Consider the following 17,895-nt stretch of genomic DNA (forward strand, 5'->3'; position numbering starts at 1 on the left):
GGTGAACAAGTGGATAAGATTTATTCAGAACCTAATCCCATAACCCAAGGAGGAGCTATAATGGAAACTAAACAACTTAATGATAGTATTTCGGATTCGAAGCAAGCACAATCGGTACAAGCTGGGTTTACCCCAGATGCACTAGTGAGGGATATTGTATTACAGTTCCCTAAAGCGGCAGATTATTTCAAAGCAAACCGGATTGATTTCTGTTGCGGTGGAGCTAAACCTCTTGCTGAAGCAGCTGCTGAGCGTGGTCTGGATCACGAGATAATCATCGGCGATCTAAACAAGCTGTTCGAAGAGTATCCAGTACCCCAAGAGGAAATCGCTTGGAATACTGCACCTTCAGAAGAGTTAATTGACCATATTATTAACAAACACCACCGTTATCTTCGTGAAGAGCTACCCCTCATTAGCCAAAATGTAACTAAGGTGTATCGAGTGCATGGCGGAGATTCTCCCCATTTGGTGGAGTTATATAACTTGTTCAACACACTTAAGGAAGATTTACTTGAGCATACGGCTAAAGAAGAAGAAGATGAGTTTCCTAAGCTGTTGACATACGCTGCTAATCCTAGTGAAGAAGGCTTGACATCGCTTCGTGAGTCATTGTCTGAGCTGGAGAGTGAGCATGATGGTGCGGGCGATATTTTGAGAAAAATACGTAGTATTACAGATGATTTCACTCCACCGGCGCATGCTTGCACGACCTATCGATTGACATATGCCCGGCTGGAAGAGTTGGAGAGTATGACTTTTGAACACGTACATTTGGAGAATAATATATTGTTCCCTAGGTTTCAGTGAAGATGAATAGTGTGCTAAAGAGTCCCTTAGGGGGCTTTTTTTATAGGGAATTATAGAATGTAAAGAAATGCGGATAACTCCGTTGAAAAAGGTAGAAGAAATGATCGTGAAAAATATGGGTAAGATCGATTGATGGATGGATGGATGGATGGATGGCAGGCAGGCAGGCAGGCAGGCAGGCGGAAGGATTGCTTAAAAGCGGACTACGAGATAGCGCCGAATGAGCAAAAAGAAGGGGATAAATCCCCCAGAATATGCGAAATGACGCCGAATGAGCAAAAAGAGGGGGATAAATCCCCCAGAATATGTGAAATGGCGCCGAGTGAGCAGAAAGAGGGGGATAAATCCCCTAGAATATGCGAGATAGCGCCGAATGAGCAGAAAGAGGGGGATAGAGGTTAGCTTTTTAAAAAGTTTTTGTCAATTTTAGAAGTAAGCTTGTTATTACTTATTTGAGAACATGGCTTGTTTAAGTTATCCTTAAAAAGACAGTATACATAACTTTACAAGCCTGAGACGCTATATGGTCATTAGGCGGGACAAGGCGGTGCCAGGATGCCCATGCGATCTTTGTGGAAATTGATGTTAGGATTAGTCATTGTATTCATAATAGGTGGATGCTCTACTAACAATGACGGCAATAGTAATGCTAATAATGGTGTGGCAGGATCAGAGGGACCGACAATATCGATAAGGGTTGGAGATAATGAACTGCTTACTAAACCATCAGATAGGTTACTTAGTGGGAGTTATAGAAATGGAATATCGATCATGGAGCTACTGAAAGGTAGTAATGTTGCCACATTTGCTGAGGATAACTCAAGCATTGTTTCGGTAAAGGATTTTTCGCTAGAGGCGGGAATGGTTTGGGAGCTTCAGATGGGCGGTCAAATCATTGGGAATGCGGATTGGAATAATACTGTAGGGTATGATTCACAGCTAGTCTTCACCGCGAAGTCGAAGGACCATCAAGCACCACTTCAAACTGTAAGGCTGACCTTGAACGGTGGAAGTGTTGAAGTAGACTTGCATCATACGTATATTATGTTATTTGAAGAGGATTTAACTGTAAGAGATTTGCTCAAAAGCTGTAGTAGCGTACAGTTGGCCGATGACAATAAAAAGGTGCTTTCCGTCGACGATTATACTCCTCTTAGTAATGAAGAATGGAAGCTGAAGGTGAACGGAAAACAACTACTTGATGATGGAATGGATATGAAGCTCAGGGCTCATGATGAATTGGAGATTTTATTGACTTTACGCTAAAAAATCGTAAATTAAGCCAGATCAACGGTTGTTCAGAATCGTTAATCTGGCTTTTTATGTGGAAAATTTATCTAACAATTATCAGTAGACTAAAGTGTGAAAATATTCACAATTAAAGTGACTGCAATCACAATGACGACTTGAATTTGAACCGTATAATTCCAATATGTAGAAGAGAAATTGATCAGGTATTCATAAGCTTGAGGAGGCACCTTACCATGACAACGATAAGAGAAAAACTAGTATTAGTCGGCAACGGTATGGCAGGCATAGGTACGATTGAGCAGATATTGAAGCTGGGTGGAGCTTATGACATCACGGTTTTTGGAAGTGAACCTCACCCCAATTACAATCGGATCATGTTGTCTTATGTTCTTGAAGGAAGTAAGACCCTTAATGATATCATCCTAAACGACTGGAATTGGTATGAAGACAATAATATAACTCTACACACGGGAACAACGGTCACACGAATTGATGAAGGCTCGAAGCAAGTTGTTACGGATAGTGGGATGATAGTCCCCTACGACAAGGTAATTATTGCGACAGGCTCGAATTCGTTTATTTTACCTGTACCTGGCAGTGATAAAGAGGGCGTTGTAGGATTCCGAGACATTTCAGACTGTGATGCGATGCTGGCAGCGGCCAAACAATACAGCAAAGCGGCTGTCATCGGCGGGGGTTTGCTTGGGTTGGAAGCGGCAAAAGGTCTTGTGAACCTTGGTATGGATGTTACCGTAGTTCATTTGATGGAAGATCTGATGGAGCGTCAGCTTGATCGGAATGCCTCCTCGATGCTGCAAGCTGAGCTTGAGCGTCAAGGCGTGAAATTTGCTATGGGCAAACAAACGATAGAATTGAGCGGGGAACAGAGAGTAAGTGGATTGCGTTTTAGTGATGGCAGTACGCTTGCTGCAGATTTTGTGGTAATGGCTGTTGGAATCAAACCGAACGTGACATTGGCAAAAGATAGCGGAATCTCCGTAAATCGTGGGATCGTGGTGGATGATTATTTGCAAACTTCCATGCAGAATGTATATTCCATCGGCGAATGTGCTGAGCATCGTGGTATGTGTTACGGACTGGTGGCTCCACTATTTGAACAAGGCATGGTTCTAGCTAAACATTTATGTGGTAGCGATACCAAGCCTTATGAAGGTTCGATTGTTTCCACGAAGCTTAAAATATCTGGGGTGGATGTATTTTCTGCAGGTGAGTTTTTGGATTCTCCTGAACACACTGTGATTTCAAGCAAAGATGAATGGAAGAGAACTTATAAGAAAATTTTGCTCAAAAATAATGTGATTGTCGGTGCGGTTTTGTTCGGTGATGTAACGGAGTCCGCGAATCTGCAAAAGCTAGTAAAACAAGGCGCGGTAATGACCGATGAGATTTATACGGAGGTTATGGGAACAGGCTGCTGCGGTGGCGGAGCTAAGAAGAGCACATCCGTAGAAGCAATGGCGGACGAAGAAATTGTCTGCGGCTGTAATGGTGTAACTAAAAAAGCGATCGTAGATGCTGTCACTGAACATGGTTTTACTACTGTGGATGAGATCAAAGCATGCACTGGCGCTACTCGCTCTTGTGGTGGTTGTAAACCCGTAGTAGAACAAATCCTGCAATTTGTCTTAGGCGACAGTTTCCAGCAAGCTGCTAAGCAAGGTATTTGTGGGTGCACAACGCTTAGCCGTGATGAAATTGTTGCTGAAATTACAGCTAAAGGTCTTAAAACAACAAAAGAGGTCATGAATGTACTCGGTTGGAAACAAGAGGAAGGCTGCTCCAAGTGTCGTCCGGCGATTAACTATTATCTAGGGATGATGAACCCTGATACCCATCAAGATGAGAAAGAATCCCGATTTGTAAATGAAAGAATGGGTGCCAATATTCAAAAAGATGGAACCTACACCGTGATACCACGCATGTATGGTGGGGTAACTACGCCGGAGGATTTGAAGAAAATCGCTGATGTTTCCCTTAAATATGATGTGAAAGTTGTGAAGGTAACTGGAGGGCAACGCCTGGATCTAATCGGTGTGAAAAAGGAAGATTTGCCTAAAGTATGGGAAGAGCTCGATATGCCATCAGGTTATGGTTATGCCAAGTCGCTACGTACGGTTAAGACTTGTGTGGGCTCCCAGTTCTGCCGCTTTGGCACACAAGATTCGCTGGGAATGGGCGCGCTCATAGAACGTAAGTATGAACGTCTTGATTTTCCTGCCAAGTTTAAAATAGCTGTCAACGGCTGTCCACGTAACTGTGCGGAATCCTGCACGAAGGATATTGGCATCGTTGGAAATGATGGTGGTTGGGAAGTGTTTATCGGTGGTAACGGTGGGATCAAGCCACGGATCGCAGACTCCTTCTGCAAAATTAAGACCGATGAAGAGTTGATCGAAGTGTGCTCCGCTGTGATGCAATATTACCGTGAGACCGGCAATTATTTGGAGAGAACTTCCGAGTGGGTTGAGCGTATGGGACTTGAGCAGATTCAAATGGTTATTTTGAATAATGAAGATAACCGCAAAGAGCTGGCCGCACGGATTGACTTTGCTCTGACTCAGGTTACGGATCCTTGGAAAAAAATGCTCAATGACAGCAGCACTCGTGCTGCGCTTTTTGAAGAAACAAGAGTCTAGCGGGATATAACGCACACAGAAGGGGAGAGACCAATGAATAAGACAACACAAACGTATCCAATAGGATCAGTACAGGATTTCCTGCTGCAGATTGGCCGTGTGGTGATTGCTGGAAATGTGGAGCTGGCTGTATTTCGTACCTCTGACGGAGCGATCTATGCACTTGAGAATCGGAGCCCTCATCCAAAAGGGGGGCCGCTTGCGGAAGGGATCGTTTCGGGTCACTTTCTTTATGATCCACTGTATGATTGGAAAATAGATCTTCGCACGGGTGAAGTTCAGGCACCGGATCAAGGTATCGTTATGACTTATCCAGTCTCCCTTGTCGGAGACATTGTGACAGTGAGCTTGTAGACACCGAAGCTTGTAGTAAAGGATGAAATAGAAAACGGTGGGGTGGAGTATTATGTTTACTCAAAGTGTGGAAAACATTGTCGAGGCGGCAGTCAGCAAGCGAGACCAAATGAATGAAAGTTTACCAAGATATTTTCTAGCAGCCCTTTTGGCAGGAGCATATGTAGGCATTGGGATTATCCTTATTTTTTCGCTGGGAGCGCCTCTAGCGGCTGCCAAATCGCCTTTCCAACCCCTCATTATGGGTGCATCCTTCGGTATTGCCTTGACTCTTGTTGTGTTTGCAGGCTCAGAGCTGTTTACCGGAAATAATATGTTCTTTACGGTTAGTACACTAGCTGGTAGAACAAGTATCTGGGATACTGTCAAGAACTGGGTGCTTGTGTTTGTAGGGAATGTGGTAGGGGCAGTGATTTTAGCACTTTTGATTCGAGGAACTGGACTATTCAGTGCGGCTCCCCCAGAGCATCTGATCTTTGCGGCTGCAGTCAAGAAAATGAGCCTTCCGTTTTCGGAGCTATTTTTCCGTGGAATTCTATGTAACTGGCTGGTCTGTCTAGCGCTATGGATGGCCTCACGCGCTAAAAGTGAAACTGCGAAGCTGGTTCTAATCTGGTGGTGTTTGTTTGCCTTTATTGCGAGTGGATATGAGCACAGTGTGGCTAATATGACGCTGCTGAGTGTTGCTGTGTTGCTCCCGAATCACCCGGACACCGTTACAATTGCCGGATGGATGCACAATATGATACCCGTTACATTAGGGAATATAATTGGTGGTGGCGTATTCGTCGGCATGGCCTACTGGATGATCTCTCCCGTGCGTGGTACTCAGATCAAGCGTTAAGAGTATATTTATGGTTATAGGGCTGACCTAATTTCGGGTTCAGCTCTTTTTCTAAATATAAGAAAGTATAAGTTTCACGCTATAAATTATCCTTATATTTCTCGCATAAACGCTTACCGTCCATTAGGGACGCCGAAGGCGTTTTTGCTTGTCTTGTGGGATAAAAAAAGACGCCTATGTTAGGCGCCTTTGACCACTCTATTTTATAATGTGCAGAATAATTGGGTCATGTATGTTTCATTGAGGAGAATAGAGGGTACATTATAATGGAATTAAATTCGGCAGATCTCGTTTGGACACATTTCGCAGTGGCAAATTTCCTGCAGCATGCCAAGATCCTTGATGACAATCATACCGTTCTCGTACTCAACCGCGTCTTTTTTACGCAAGTCACTCAGCATCCGGTTTACACTCTCACGAGTGGCACCGATCATGTTGGACAGATCTGTATGCGTAATTTTTTTGTTGATGAGGATGTTCTCACCATCGCTGCTCTTCTCACCATAAGTATTACCAAGTCGAATGAGAGTGGAGCAAAGTGCGCCTGGTTTGCCATACATCATCAGATCACGGAATTTCGTTTGAGTTAGACGGTGATGAATGCCCATCCATTTCATAAAGTCGATGGCAAAATCACAATGTTGGCAAATGAGAATTTCTAAATCCTTTTGCTCGATAACGCCAACTTCACTTTCTTCAATCACTTCTGCAGTAAAGCTGTGCTTGGTGCTGAAGAATGGGTCCGCTTGACCTACCATATCGCCGGCTTGGTACATATAAAGAATAAGTTCTTTACCTTCATCCGTTGATTTAGTTAATTTCACACGTCCACGTTTGATATAAAACAATTTATCCGAGTAGTCGCCTTCCCAGAAAAGATGTGAACCCTCTGGAACAACGCGTTCTTTCATAGTAACAAGAAGTCTGTTGAAATTCTGTTCGGAGAAACAGTTTGTATTTCCGTGGGCTTCGATGACATTGTAATGTTCTTTTAGCATAATCGACATCCCCTTTATTCCCTCAGTTTTTCAGTAAATTTTAAATTAATTATACCTCTAAAATCTTCGATTTGGTTAAGAAAAACCATTTAAAAGTGTCGAATTTTCAACATTGTGATTATTTTCACTTCAAAAGTGCTAGATGTAATATGATTTTTAACTAAAAAGGAGTAAGAAGTATATGTTCTTTATATATCAGCAGTGGCAATCCATTATTCTCAAATAATGGGTCTGTTGCTGTTTTTTTTGCTCTTATTAGATTCTACATATTATACTGCAAAAATTCATGATATAGAAATCCGTTCGATTTCAACTCCGTATAAATGCACACATCTTCATTAAGGTCAGACATTGGCGCAACGGGTATGGAACGATATCCTGAGAATGGAGCAAAAACCAGGAGAAGGGGAAATCATACATGGCTAAAGTGGCGGACAAATATCTTAAGGTAGATCCTTGGGCAATTATTGAAGAGGGCTTTGATCCAGAACGAAATCGGACCTCGGAATCTATTTTTTCACTGGGAAATGAGTATATGGGTGTGCGGGGGTATGCTGAGGAAGGTTACTCTGGGGATTCCCTGCAAGGCAGTTATTTCAACGGGCTAAATGAACAATTGGACATTGGCAATCATTATAAGGGGATTATTCGCTCGCTGAGATATATGGTAAATGCGGTGGACTGGCTGTATACACGGATCACTGTGAATGGTGAACAGCTTGATCTGGCAAAAAGTAAAATATCGGATTATGTGCGCAAACTGGATCTTCGTAGTGGGACTTATCGGCGGGAGCTAATCTGGCACCTAGATGATGGAAAAATCTTAAAAGTTGTCTTTACACGCTTGGTAAGTATGACGATGTCTCATCTGGGACTACAGCGGGTGGAATTTGAGCCCCTTAATTTCTCGGGCAGCGTGGACATTTGTGCAGGTCTTGATTTCAGCATTATTCATGAGGAACGCGGTGAATGTATGTGGAGTAGTCTCCGCAGTGGAGAACAAGGATCTACCACAGCTATTATGGCGAGAACAGTGAATACAGCTAACAAGCTATTCTCTAGCTTTTCGTTACAATCTTCACAGCCGCTTCAGCTTACGCGAGTTGAACATGATAAATTTATTGGACAAAGCTTTACTATGGATCTTGCTCAGGGAGAAGCGACCCATTTTACAAAGCTGGTTATCAACTGTTCGGATAGTGAATCTGCCCATACAGCTGAAGAGCTGTGGAGCAAAGGGCTAGCTCTTGCTGAAAGTGCAAGCCAACTGAGCGATACTCAAATATTCGCGGATCAGACGGCATATTGGAATGGTATCTGGGAGACAAGTGATATTCGGATTGAGGGCGATCCTGAGAATCAGCAGGGCATTCGTTTTTGCATTTTCCAGCTTTATCAGACTTATCATGGTGATCATCCAGGGTTCAACATCGGCGCTAAAGGATTGACTGGAGAAGTGTATCGTGGTTTGGCGTTCTGGGATACAGAGTCGTATTGCTTACCATTCTATATGTTTAATAATCCTAAGGCTGCACGGAGTTTACTGGACTTTAGATATAAGACATTACCTCAGGCTATGCAACGTGCTAAAGATGTTGATTGCGATGGCGCTTGCTACCCTATTGCTACAATAGACGGAACAGAAAGCTGTGATCTCTGGCAGCATTCAAATCTTCAGCTTCATGTAGGGACTGCTATTTCCTATGGTATCTGGCATTATGTCAAAAATACTGGGGATAAAGAATTCCTGCACAGTAAAGGTGCTGAAATGCTGATCCAGATCAGTAGATTCTATGCTACACGCGGTCAATGGGGTCAACAGAGTGGAAAATATGGATATTTTGGCGTAATGGGTCCTGATGAGTTCCAATTGATGGTGAATAATAACTGCTATATTAATTTGATGGCCCAAAAATCATTTGAATACACGCTAGACACCCTGAGTGAAATGAAAAAACAGGCACCAGAGGCTTTTGCATTGGTTGCGGAAAAGACGGTGCTCCGTGACGAAGAGCTTAGCGATTGGAAAAATAAAGCAGACAATATGAAGATTCCGGTTGACGAAGTGACAGGAGTATTTGAGGAGCATGATGGATTCTTCGATATGCCACATATTGATATTCATTCCATTCCTGTAACAGAGTTTCCGCTCTACTCGAACTGGTCGTATGATCGATTGTACCGTTATGACATGATTAAGCAACCGGATGTTCTCATGTTTATGTTCTTATATAATGGACAATTCTCTAAAGAAGCGAAGCTGGCTAACTATGAATATTACGAGTCTAGATGTATTCATGAGTCTTCACTTTCACCTTCGATCCATTCCATACTGGCAAGCGAAATCGGCAAGCCAGAAGAAGCCTATTCGTTCTTTGAATTTGCGACAAGACTGGATTTAGACAATTACAACCGTAACACACGCGAAGGATTGCACACGACTTCGATTGCAGCCGCTTGGATGAATATTGTGTATGGCTTTGGAGGTATGCGTTCAGATGGGGATCGTTTGTCCTTCCAGCCTTCATTGCCGGAGCGCTGGAACGAGTATAGCTTCCAAGTGATGTATGAAGGGGTATTACTACGTATTTTGGTCAACAAGACTTCAGTAACGCTCACCGCAATTAATGGGGGTAGCACTGATATTACAGTGTATGGGCAGTCAATTACGGTGGACGCTTCCGGGACGACGCTTCCGCTAGGTGAAGGGATGTTGGCTCGATGAGCTGGGCGGTTAGGGATAGCTGTTTTGACAAGCAACTTGTGACGACGAACGGGAACAAATATATGTTAGGCAATGGCTATATGGGATATCGCGGGACACTAGAGGAATTCGGTAAAACTGAGTTAGTTGCCGTAACTTTAGCTGGTCTATATGACAAAGCGGGAGAGAAGTGGAGAGAACCTGTCAATGCTCCAAATGGATTATGGACCAAGATTGTCTGCAACGGTCAACCTTTAAGTGTGCTAGAGCGTGAACCGAGCTCTCATGTTCAGGAGCTGAATATTCGTAGTGCCATTCATCATCGGAGCACTGGCTATAGTCTATCTGATGGTGGGATGTTGACATTTACAGCAGATCGTTTCGTAAGCCAGGACAATCTTCACCTGCTCGTTAGTAAATACTCTATCCATAGTACACAGGACTGCCAAATTGTGATTGAGACCGGGATTGACGTAGATGTATGGGATATCAATGGTCCCCACCTCTATGGTCAAAAAGTACAGTCACAGGGTGAGGTACTAGTCTCTTCCTCCACTAGTGGAGAATTGAACATTCCGGTAGTTGTGGCGGAGAGAGCCGTATTTAATTTCGGAGATCAGCAACTGGATGAGGGCGCTAGTATTCGCCGGATTTCTTTTGAAGCGCGTGCGGGTGAGACCTATGAATGGTTTAAGTACGTTGCGGTATATACTGGACTTGATGTTAGTGTACCGGAGTCAGAAGCAGTAAAGTCTGTCCTAGCTGCAGAATCGCTCGGTTATGACGAGTTATTACAGGCTCATCGCCAGCAGTGGGAAGAAAGATGGTCACTTAGCGATGTCATTATCGAAGGTGATGAGGATGCCCAGTTTGCTCTAAGATACAGTATTTATCAGCTGTTAATTATTGCACCTACAGTTTCGGAAAAGGTTTCTATCCCGGCTCGAGGTTTATCGGGTCAGGTCTATAAAGGGGCCGTATTCTGGGATACGGAGATGTTTATGCTGCCTTTCTTCCTGCATACTGATCCAACGGTTGCTCGCAACCTGATGATGTACCGGATTCATACCTTGGACGGAGCTCGCCGGAAGGCCGCGGAATATGGTTTTTTGGGAGCATTCTATGCTTGGGAAAGTCAGGATACAGGAGACGATGCTTGTACTCTGTTTAATGTGAATGATGTATTTACCGGTCGACCAATGCGGACTTATTTCCGCGATAAGCAGGTTCATATCAGTGGAGATGTTGTACATGGGATCTGGAAATACGTTCAATTTACAGGTGACGAGAGTCTGCTGACTAGCGGAGGGGCGGAAGTGATCTGGGAATGTGCCCGGTTCTTCTACTCTTATGCTTACTATAATTCAGTAAAAGAACGCTTCGAGATTCTAGATGTAACAGGTCCAGACGAATATCATGAGCGTGTGAACAATAATGCTTTTACGAATGCTCTGGTTAAGGAGACACTGGAGATTGCCTTGCGCACAGCAGAATTGCTGCAAGATAAGTATCCGGAAGTGTACAATCAACTCTCTACAGAGTTTAGCGAAGGTCCGTTTCTGACAGAGTTCAAAGCTATGCTGGATAGCTTCTATGTTCCTCAGCCAGACCCTGCCAGTCTTGTCATCGAACAATTCGACCGTTACTTCACCTTAGAAGATGTTAGGCTGCCAGATTTGAAATCCCGTGTACTTAACAAAAATGAGTATTTGGGTGGCGGTAATGGATTAGCCACAACCACAACAATACTGAAGCAAGCGGATGTCGTACTGATGTTAAATCTATTCAAACATTCCTTCACCAAGGAAGTGAAACAAGCGAACTGGGAATTCTACGAACCGCGCACCGAGCATGGGTCAAGTCTTAGTCCTTGTATCTACGCTTTGGTAGCTGCCGATATTGGTTCGCCGGATTGGGGATATCCATATTTTATGCGCACGGCTACTGTTGATCTCACGGGAGAATCTAAGCAGTACGTAGGCGATCTTTATATCGGTGGTACCCACCCAGCCGCTAACGGTGGTGCTTGGATGGCTGCGGTGCTTGGTTTTGCAGGGTTGGATTATGATGGGGGAACTGTCCATATCAAACCTTCACTGCCTAAACATTGGCAGTCTGTTGAGCTTCCGGTTACGCTTCGGGGGAATACCTTTAAGCTGCGGATCAGCAAGGATGAAGTTACAGTTATCACAGCAGCCGACTACAGCGGGACTCTGGTGTTCTCGGTACAAGGGCGAGAAGGAAAGCCCTGTGGTGCAGGTGAGAGCTTGCGGCTAACCTTGGCTGAAGCAACAGTATAGACATTAACTAACAACGGAGAGGAAGTAAATCCATGTTGCAAAATATGAAGGGTGCCATTTTCGATCTGGACGGTGTTATCGTTGATACGGCCAAATATCATTATTTGGCTTGGGCGAGTCTTGCTGACGAGCTAGGCTTTACATTTACAGAGGAGGATAACGAACGTCTTAAGGGCGTGAGCCGGATGAGATCGCTCGATATCCTTCTGGAAGTTGGTGGCCTACAATTTGAAGAAGCGGAAAAGCTTGCGATGGCGGAGAAGAAGAATCGCCTATATGTAGAGTACATCTCTAAGCTTGAGGAGTCGGAACTGCTTCCTGGGGTCAAAGAATACTTAACAGGACTGAGAACGCGCGGGATTGGAATTGCGTTAGGTTCAGCTAGTAAGAATGCAGAGTTTATTTTGAATAAGCTGAACATTACGGATCTGTTCGATGCCGTAGTTGACGGTAACAAAGTGTCACTTGCCAAGCCGGACCCGGAGGTATTCTTGATCGCTGGTCAGGAGCTAGGCTTACAGCCGGACGAATGTGTCGTGTTTGAGGATGCGGAAGCGGGCGTTCAAGCAGGTAAGGCTGCAGGTATGAAGGTAGTAGGCATAGGTAAGCCGGAAGTGCTGAAGGAAGCCGATATGGTGGTAAAAGGATTGTATGAGTTGTTGACAGACTAAGCTATCTTTAGTCTTTTGAATAATTGGTGCTGGACCCGCCCCCAAGTAGTGAATTCTACTGGGGGTGGGCCTTTTTTACGTAAATGTAAGGAACGAATCAAGTGGATAAGAAGCACAGTATACTTCAATGATGTGGATGGTTGACTAATTAGTAACTTAACTGGGGATTAAACCTGCAAAAGTGCATTATTAAATGATACGAGGATGGAAAAAGCATTAATCGTAGCGCACTTACACGAACCCTTACGGACCCCAGAGCCCTTTTTTGCAAGATTTCCGTACATTTGTGATGCTATCGGACCCCATAGTCGTTATGTGTTCGAAAATGCTAGATATTCCTCCTAATCAAGGCGGATAACGGCTTTCTAGTCCGAATGTCTCTCAAAAAGGCATGATTTGACCATATAACTGCATCTGAGTCCGCTGGACCAATGCAAAGTTTCAGCATGAACGCAGAATGCTCAAAAAGGATGGCAAACGGGGATTGAAGGTATGACATATAGAAGTACCTCAAAACTCCTCAAAGCCCCACGCAGTAGCCCCTGCCGCCCTCCTTTTTTCTGTTTGCGGGTTTTAAGAATTCTCGTGATGAAGTTGCGGAGTGGAGGTTTGGAGCTGGAGAAACGAAGTGGTCGCCTTTATCATCGGATTTCTACCGCCCAGCGGTATAAAATCAGGAAATCTGAGGATAACAGCGATCGTAAGCCCAAACGCTCCACGCAGTGACGTCTATATCACCGTACCCTCATAATCCTTCCTAGAAATGACCAGTTATAAGTGTCCCCCAAAGCCCCACGCAGTGGTCCCTGCCCGCCCTCCCTTTTTTCTGTTTTCGGTTTTTTTGAGAGGGAAGAAGGTCATGGAGAGGAATTTTGGAACTGGAGGAGCGAAAGCGTCCGCCTTTGTCTCCGGATTTTATCCGCCAGTGGCGGTATAAATCAGAAAATCTGGAGACAACAGCGGCCGTAAGTCCAAAGTTTCCTCGTAATGACACCATGATTCCCTCTCATTCAAATCCGTACAACAGAAAAAAACTACATACAAATGACCATAAAAAACTTTAAAATGAACATATGTAAGCGTTTATCCCTTTGATATAGTTATTTAACCCGGAGGTGTGACTATAGTGTTGTCTAGGCTGATTAGATTGATTCGAAAGCTGAGCGTCAAGCAGCAGCTCATCCTACTATTCCTGATTATGATTTCTCCTATTTTCTTTTTGAACATATATGGGAATTTGAAGGCAGAACAAATACTGAAGCGCCATGTTACGAATGCATATGTGGAATTGAACAAGCAGAACTTTACGATCATTAATCGGGATATCGATACAGTAAATAAAATCACTACCACCGTGATTCAAAATCCTCTGATTCAGCAAATGAATATGACTGGCTCGGATACCATACTGGAGCGGGTCAAACGATATGAGACAATAGAGAAGCTGTTGGTCAGTTACTCTCAGGGGGCTGAACGTGGTGATGGCATCTATTACTCCCTTTATATATACGATCCGAATGATTATTACTTTTTTGCTCCCAATTTTCCACAGGTTAAGAAGGCGGGAGTTTATTTCTTTTCTAAAGCCGAAGAGCCTTACTGGTTTGAGGAGGTTGTTCAGAAGAAAGGACGCGGCTCATTGAAGTTCACGGAGAGGCTAAGCGCTCAAGCGGAGAATTTAAAGACACTTACTTACATGAGAGCTGTAAACAACATTTCCAGAAAAGCGGAGACTATAGGGGTTTTGGTCATCACCAAAATGGACTCTAAAATTGGAGAATCTCTCAAATCGATATCTTTGCCTGACGGCGAAATTTACTTAACAGACTTAAACAACCGTGTTCTCGCCTCTACTACGAATAATACTGGAGAAGTAATTGCGTTGCCGGAGACGGTTGTTGCCGAGGATCTGGAAGGTACTGTGGATGTGATTACCTCCGATTTTATCTATGTGGTTAACAATAACCATGCGCTTGGACAAAAACTGGTCTACAAAGTTCCGGTAAAGGCGCTACTGCAGCAACAGAACGAAATGAAAAGTGTTATTCAATATATCACCGTGGCTTATGCAGTATTTGGACTAATTATGATTACGTACTTCTGGCGTTCATTAATGACTCCTTTGCAAAAGCTGGCTTTTTTCGTGCGAAAATACGAGCCGGGTAATCGAGTTCCAGAGACACCACGGAGGGGGAGTAACGATGAGGTCAGTGTGCTGATTGCTTCTACTTATGATATGGCCCGAAGGCTGAACGGATTAATCACATACAAATATCAGATGGAGCTTAAACAGAAGGAATCCCAGCTTCAACTTCTATATCAACAAATCAACCCTCATTTGCTTTACAACACCCTAGAGAGCATTTATTGGAAAAGCTCTTTAGAAGGAAATGTCGAATCCGCCGAGATGATCAAGGAATTGTCCAAACTAATGAAGATCAGTCTTAGTCGGGGAAGGGAGCTGATCAGCCTTGAAGAAGAGCTGGAGCATGCAACGGCCTATATCAAGCTACAGCAGCACCGTTATGATTATGTATTTCAAGTTGTGATGAATATTCACCCGGATACGAAAAGCAACCTAATTCCAAAAATCACGCTGCAGCCATTAATAGAAAATGCTATTATTCATGGGGTTAAAAATATGGGTGAGGATGGTGAGATCACCATCACAGCAGTATGTGAGGATGAAACCGTTAGGATCTCTATTGAAGATAACGGCTATAAGTCTGTTGACTATGAAGCCATAGAAGCTGTATTGAATGATGAAAGCCCCAATCCCACTAGCGGTTATGGTATCCGCAATATTAACCAGCGTATTCATTTACATTTTGGCTCTGATTATGGCATCAGCTATACCCCTCGTACAGAAGGCGGAACGCTAGTAACAGTTAAGCTTCCGAAATCGGAGAATCAGGACTAAGGAAGGGGAGCATGCAGATATGTTCAATATATTGGTTGTGGATGACGAACCATTGATTTGTAAAGGATTGAGCAATTTATTAGCTTCATCCGGGCTGGATATTTCTAATATCTATACAGCTAATAGCGGATTTGAAGCACTAGACTGTATACGTATGGAGGAAATTGATCTGCTCGTTACGGACATACAGATGGGTGCGATGAGTGGAATTGATTTGATGCAGCATGCCAAACTAGCCAAACCATGGGTACAGACCATCGTGATTTCTGCTCATGAGACGTTTCAATATGCTCAAATGGCTGTTAGGCTCGGGGCAAAGGATTATTTAATCAAGCCTTTGAATAGTGAGCAGTTTTTGGATTCGGTCCGAAATGTGCTCCTTAAGATGGGGAAGCCTTCACCAGAACTAGATGTCTTCATGTCTGGAATTAACGAAAGCTTTCGACTGGAAGAGCCGCTGCCGGAATATAGCAAGCTCTTGAACGAATTGCTCATTGACCCTGGGGTTGTACTAGCTGAAGGAGATAACCTGCTGAAGCTGGATAACCTGAAGCTACAAGGGCCGTATTTTTCCGTCTTAAAACTTAAGGTGCCACTGTCTGGAGTGAATCAGGAGAAGCAGTATACTATGCGGGACAGACGGCTTCTTTGTTATGCTGCGCTGAACATTGCCAAAGAATTAATGGATCAGGAATGGAACTCGATAGCCTTTTATGCGCCGGATGGAGAAATTACGATCATTATTCAATGGGATGAAAAAAGCTATGAGGATTCTTCTGCCGGCCAAATCAACAGGCTAGATATACTTGGTCGTAGTCTACATTTTAATATCCATAAATATTTACATCTGAACGTAGTCATTGGCATTAGCCAGATTTTAAAGGGGCTTTCGTTTATGGCCGTGTTGAACCGTCAGGCCTCTAATGCAATTCTTTGGAATAATGAGCATAGTGACCATTACGTGTTCTATTATGGGGATTTCAACTGGAACAGTTACACGAGTGATCCTTCTGTAGAAGAACTTCATACGCATAGCAATCTGATCGTACAAAAAGCAAAAGAATATATTGACGAGAACTATGCTCAAAAAGGACTTACTATTCACGATGTGGCTAAAAAGAATCATGTTAGCCCCAATTATTTGAGCTACCTATTTAAGAAAAATACAGGTTATAACCTGTGGGAATATGTAATTAAGCTCCGGATGGAAGAAAGTCGGGAGATGATTTTGAATACCGATCTTCGCAGATACGAAATTGCGGAACGTGTGGGTTATGAATCGCCCGAGCATTTTAGTAAAATTTTCAAAAAATATTATGGGATTAGCCCCAGTGAATTGAAGAAGTAAAAACACTCATGACTTCGGTAGATATAGACATGTTCAGTACAACCCTCATTTCCTACAATTTAAGGTAGGAAGCATTTTGCGAAAAATGCTGATAGAACAATGGAATGAGGGAGCCTGATGAATCAAACCGCAGTAGTAACCGAAAACCCGGCGACGCTGAAGGGGACACCGTACAAGCAAAACCGCTGGAAGAAAAACTTTTGGGGATATATGTTCCTCGTACCTGCCGTAATTATTTTTATTATGTTCTTGTGGGTTCCAATTTTTAAAGGCTTACTGTACAGCTTCTACCATGTTGATTTTGTGAAAGGTAATAGCTTTGTAGGCTTTGAGAACTACAGTAGAGCACTTAGTGATCCAGATGTTTTGACCGCATTAAAGAACACTGGGTATTACATGTTTCTATGTCTTATTATCGGTTTTTGGGTTCCGATTGCTTTTGCCATCATGATCTCGGAGCTGAGAAAGTTTGGGGGCTTTGTACGTGTAGCGGCTTACCTTCCTTTCGTAATGCCTGGTGTGGTTCTCTATGGACTGTGGAGATGGCTTTATGATCCGGTGGGCCCGATTAATGCGTTACTAGGCACAATGGGTGTGGATCAGGTTGCCTTCTTAACAGATACAAGATGGTCGATGATTTCCCTTGTGTTTATGGAAACATGGCAGCAGTTCGGATCAGGGATGCTAATATACTTAGCTGCTGTACTCAGCATTCCAAGAGATTGGTATGAAGCCGCTGAGATTGATGGAGCAGGTATATGGGCACGTATAAAGTACATCACATTGCCTTCACTGCGTAATTTAATCTTTTTGATGCTGATCCTGCAAATTATTGGTACTTCACAAGGGTATCAGTCACAGATGGCGCTGCTTGATGGCGGGCCAAATAATACTACGCTTACCTATGCGCTGTTGATCGTGAAATATGCATTTACAAGACTCGATTATGGAACAGCTACTGCGCTTGGCATGTTAATGTTCATTGTCCTAGGTGGTTTGGGCATTTTACAGTTCAAGCTTAACAAGGAGGACTACTAA

At 43.6% G+C, this 17,895-nt stretch carries 13 protein-coding genes; 12 read left to right on the top strand and 1 reads right to left on the bottom strand.

Annotated elements, in window-relative coordinates; translation table 11 throughout:
• The first annotated feature begins 60 nt into the window (after window positions 1–60).
• From ric to NSQ29_RS04485, 6 genes are all read left to right on the top strand, one after another.
• The gene (ric, locus tag NSQ29_RS04460) at window positions 61–810 is read left to right on the top strand and encodes an iron-sulfur cluster repair di-iron protein (protein ID WP_341124453.1); all 750 of its coding nucleotides are present in this window, start codon (window positions 61–63) and stop codon (window positions 808–810) included.
• Window positions 811–942: 132 nt separating this feature from the next.
• On the top strand, window positions 943–1,212 hold the full coding sequence (locus NSQ29_RS04465; RefSeq protein WP_341124454.1) for a hypothetical protein: 270 nt from the start codon (window positions 943–945) through the stop codon (window positions 1,210–1,212).
• Window positions 1,213–1,365: 153 nt separating this feature from the next.
• Window positions 1,366–2,076 carry a hypothetical protein gene (locus tag NSQ29_RS04470; protein ID WP_339266364.1) on the top strand — a complete coding sequence of 237 codons (711 nt, stop codon included), beginning with the start codon at window positions 1,366–1,368 and terminating at the stop codon, window positions 2,074–2,076.
• A gap of 218 nt (window positions 2,077–2,294) precedes the next feature.
• Window positions 2,295–4,718, top strand: a complete 2,424-nt coding sequence (gene nirB, locus NSQ29_RS04475) for a nitrite reductase large subunit NirB (protein WP_341124455.1) — start codon at window positions 2,295–2,297, stop codon at window positions 4,716–4,718.
• 33 nt (window positions 4,719–4,751) lie between these two features.
• Window positions 4,752–5,072, top strand: coding sequence for a nitrite reductase (NAD(P)H) small subunit (locus tag NSQ29_RS04480; protein ID WP_042190549.1), 321 nt, complete (start codon window positions 4,752–4,754; stop codon window positions 5,070–5,072).
• Window positions 5,073–5,124: 52 nt separating this feature from the next.
• The gene (locus tag NSQ29_RS04485) at window positions 5,125–5,916 is read left to right on the top strand and encodes a formate/nitrite transporter family protein (protein ID WP_341124457.1); all 792 of its coding nucleotides are present in this window, start codon (window positions 5,125–5,127) and stop codon (window positions 5,914–5,916) included.
• A gap of 272 nt (window positions 5,917–6,188) precedes the next feature.
• On the opposite strand, the gene NSQ29_RS04490 is transcribed toward NSQ29_RS04485, so the two are convergent.
• Window positions 6,189–6,914, bottom strand: a complete 726-nt coding sequence (locus NSQ29_RS04490) for a Crp/Fnr family transcriptional regulator (RefSeq protein WP_042129903.1) — start codon at window positions 6,912–6,914, stop codon at window positions 6,189–6,191.
• A 418-nt stretch (window positions 6,915–7,332) separates the two neighbouring features.
• Here NSQ29_RS04490 and NSQ29_RS04495 point away from each other — a divergent pair, with 418 nt between their 5' ends.
• The 6 genes from NSQ29_RS04495 to NSQ29_RS04520 all read left to right on the top strand — a co-directional run bounded on the left by NSQ29_RS04495 (window position 7,333) and on the right by NSQ29_RS04520 (window position 17,895).
• Window positions 7,333–9,639, top strand: a complete 2,307-nt coding sequence (locus NSQ29_RS04495; RefSeq protein WP_341124458.1) for a glycoside hydrolase family 65 protein — start codon at window positions 7,333–7,335, stop codon at window positions 9,637–9,639.
• Window positions 9,636–11,918: a glycosyl hydrolase family 65 protein gene (locus NSQ29_RS04500; RefSeq protein ID WP_341124459.1), complete on the top strand. Its 2,283-nt coding sequence runs from the start codon at window positions 9,636–9,638 to the stop codon at window positions 11,916–11,918. Before NSQ29_RS04495 ends, NSQ29_RS04500 begins: the two co-directional genes overlap by 4 nt.
• Window positions 11,919–11,950: 32 nt before the next feature.
• Window positions 11,951–12,589 (top strand): beta-phosphoglucomutase, encoded by a 639-nt coding sequence (gene pgmB / locus NSQ29_RS04505; protein WP_042190540.1) that lies wholly within the window; start codon window positions 11,951–11,953, stop codon window positions 12,587–12,589.
• Window positions 12,590–13,715: 1,126 nt separating this feature from the next.
• Entirely contained in the window at window positions 13,716–15,509 is a 1,794-nt protein-coding gene (locus tag NSQ29_RS04510) for a cache domain-containing sensor histidine kinase (protein WP_445253136.1), read from the top strand.
• A 19-nt stretch (window positions 15,510–15,528) separates the two neighbouring features.
• Window positions 15,529–16,857, top strand: a complete 1,329-nt coding sequence (locus NSQ29_RS04515) for a response regulator (protein WP_076300845.1) — start codon at window positions 15,529–15,531, stop codon at window positions 16,855–16,857.
• 117 nt (window positions 16,858–16,974) lie between these two features.
• Window positions 16,975–17,895: a carbohydrate ABC transporter permease gene (locus tag NSQ29_RS04520; RefSeq protein ID WP_042129891.1), complete on the top strand. Its 921-nt coding sequence runs from the start codon at window positions 16,975–16,977 to the stop codon at window positions 17,893–17,895.

It is taken from the genome of Paenibacillus sp. FSL F4-0236 (assembly GCF_038000135.1).
GTDB lineage: Bacteria > Bacillota > Bacilli > Paenibacillales > Paenibacillaceae > Paenibacillus_AQ.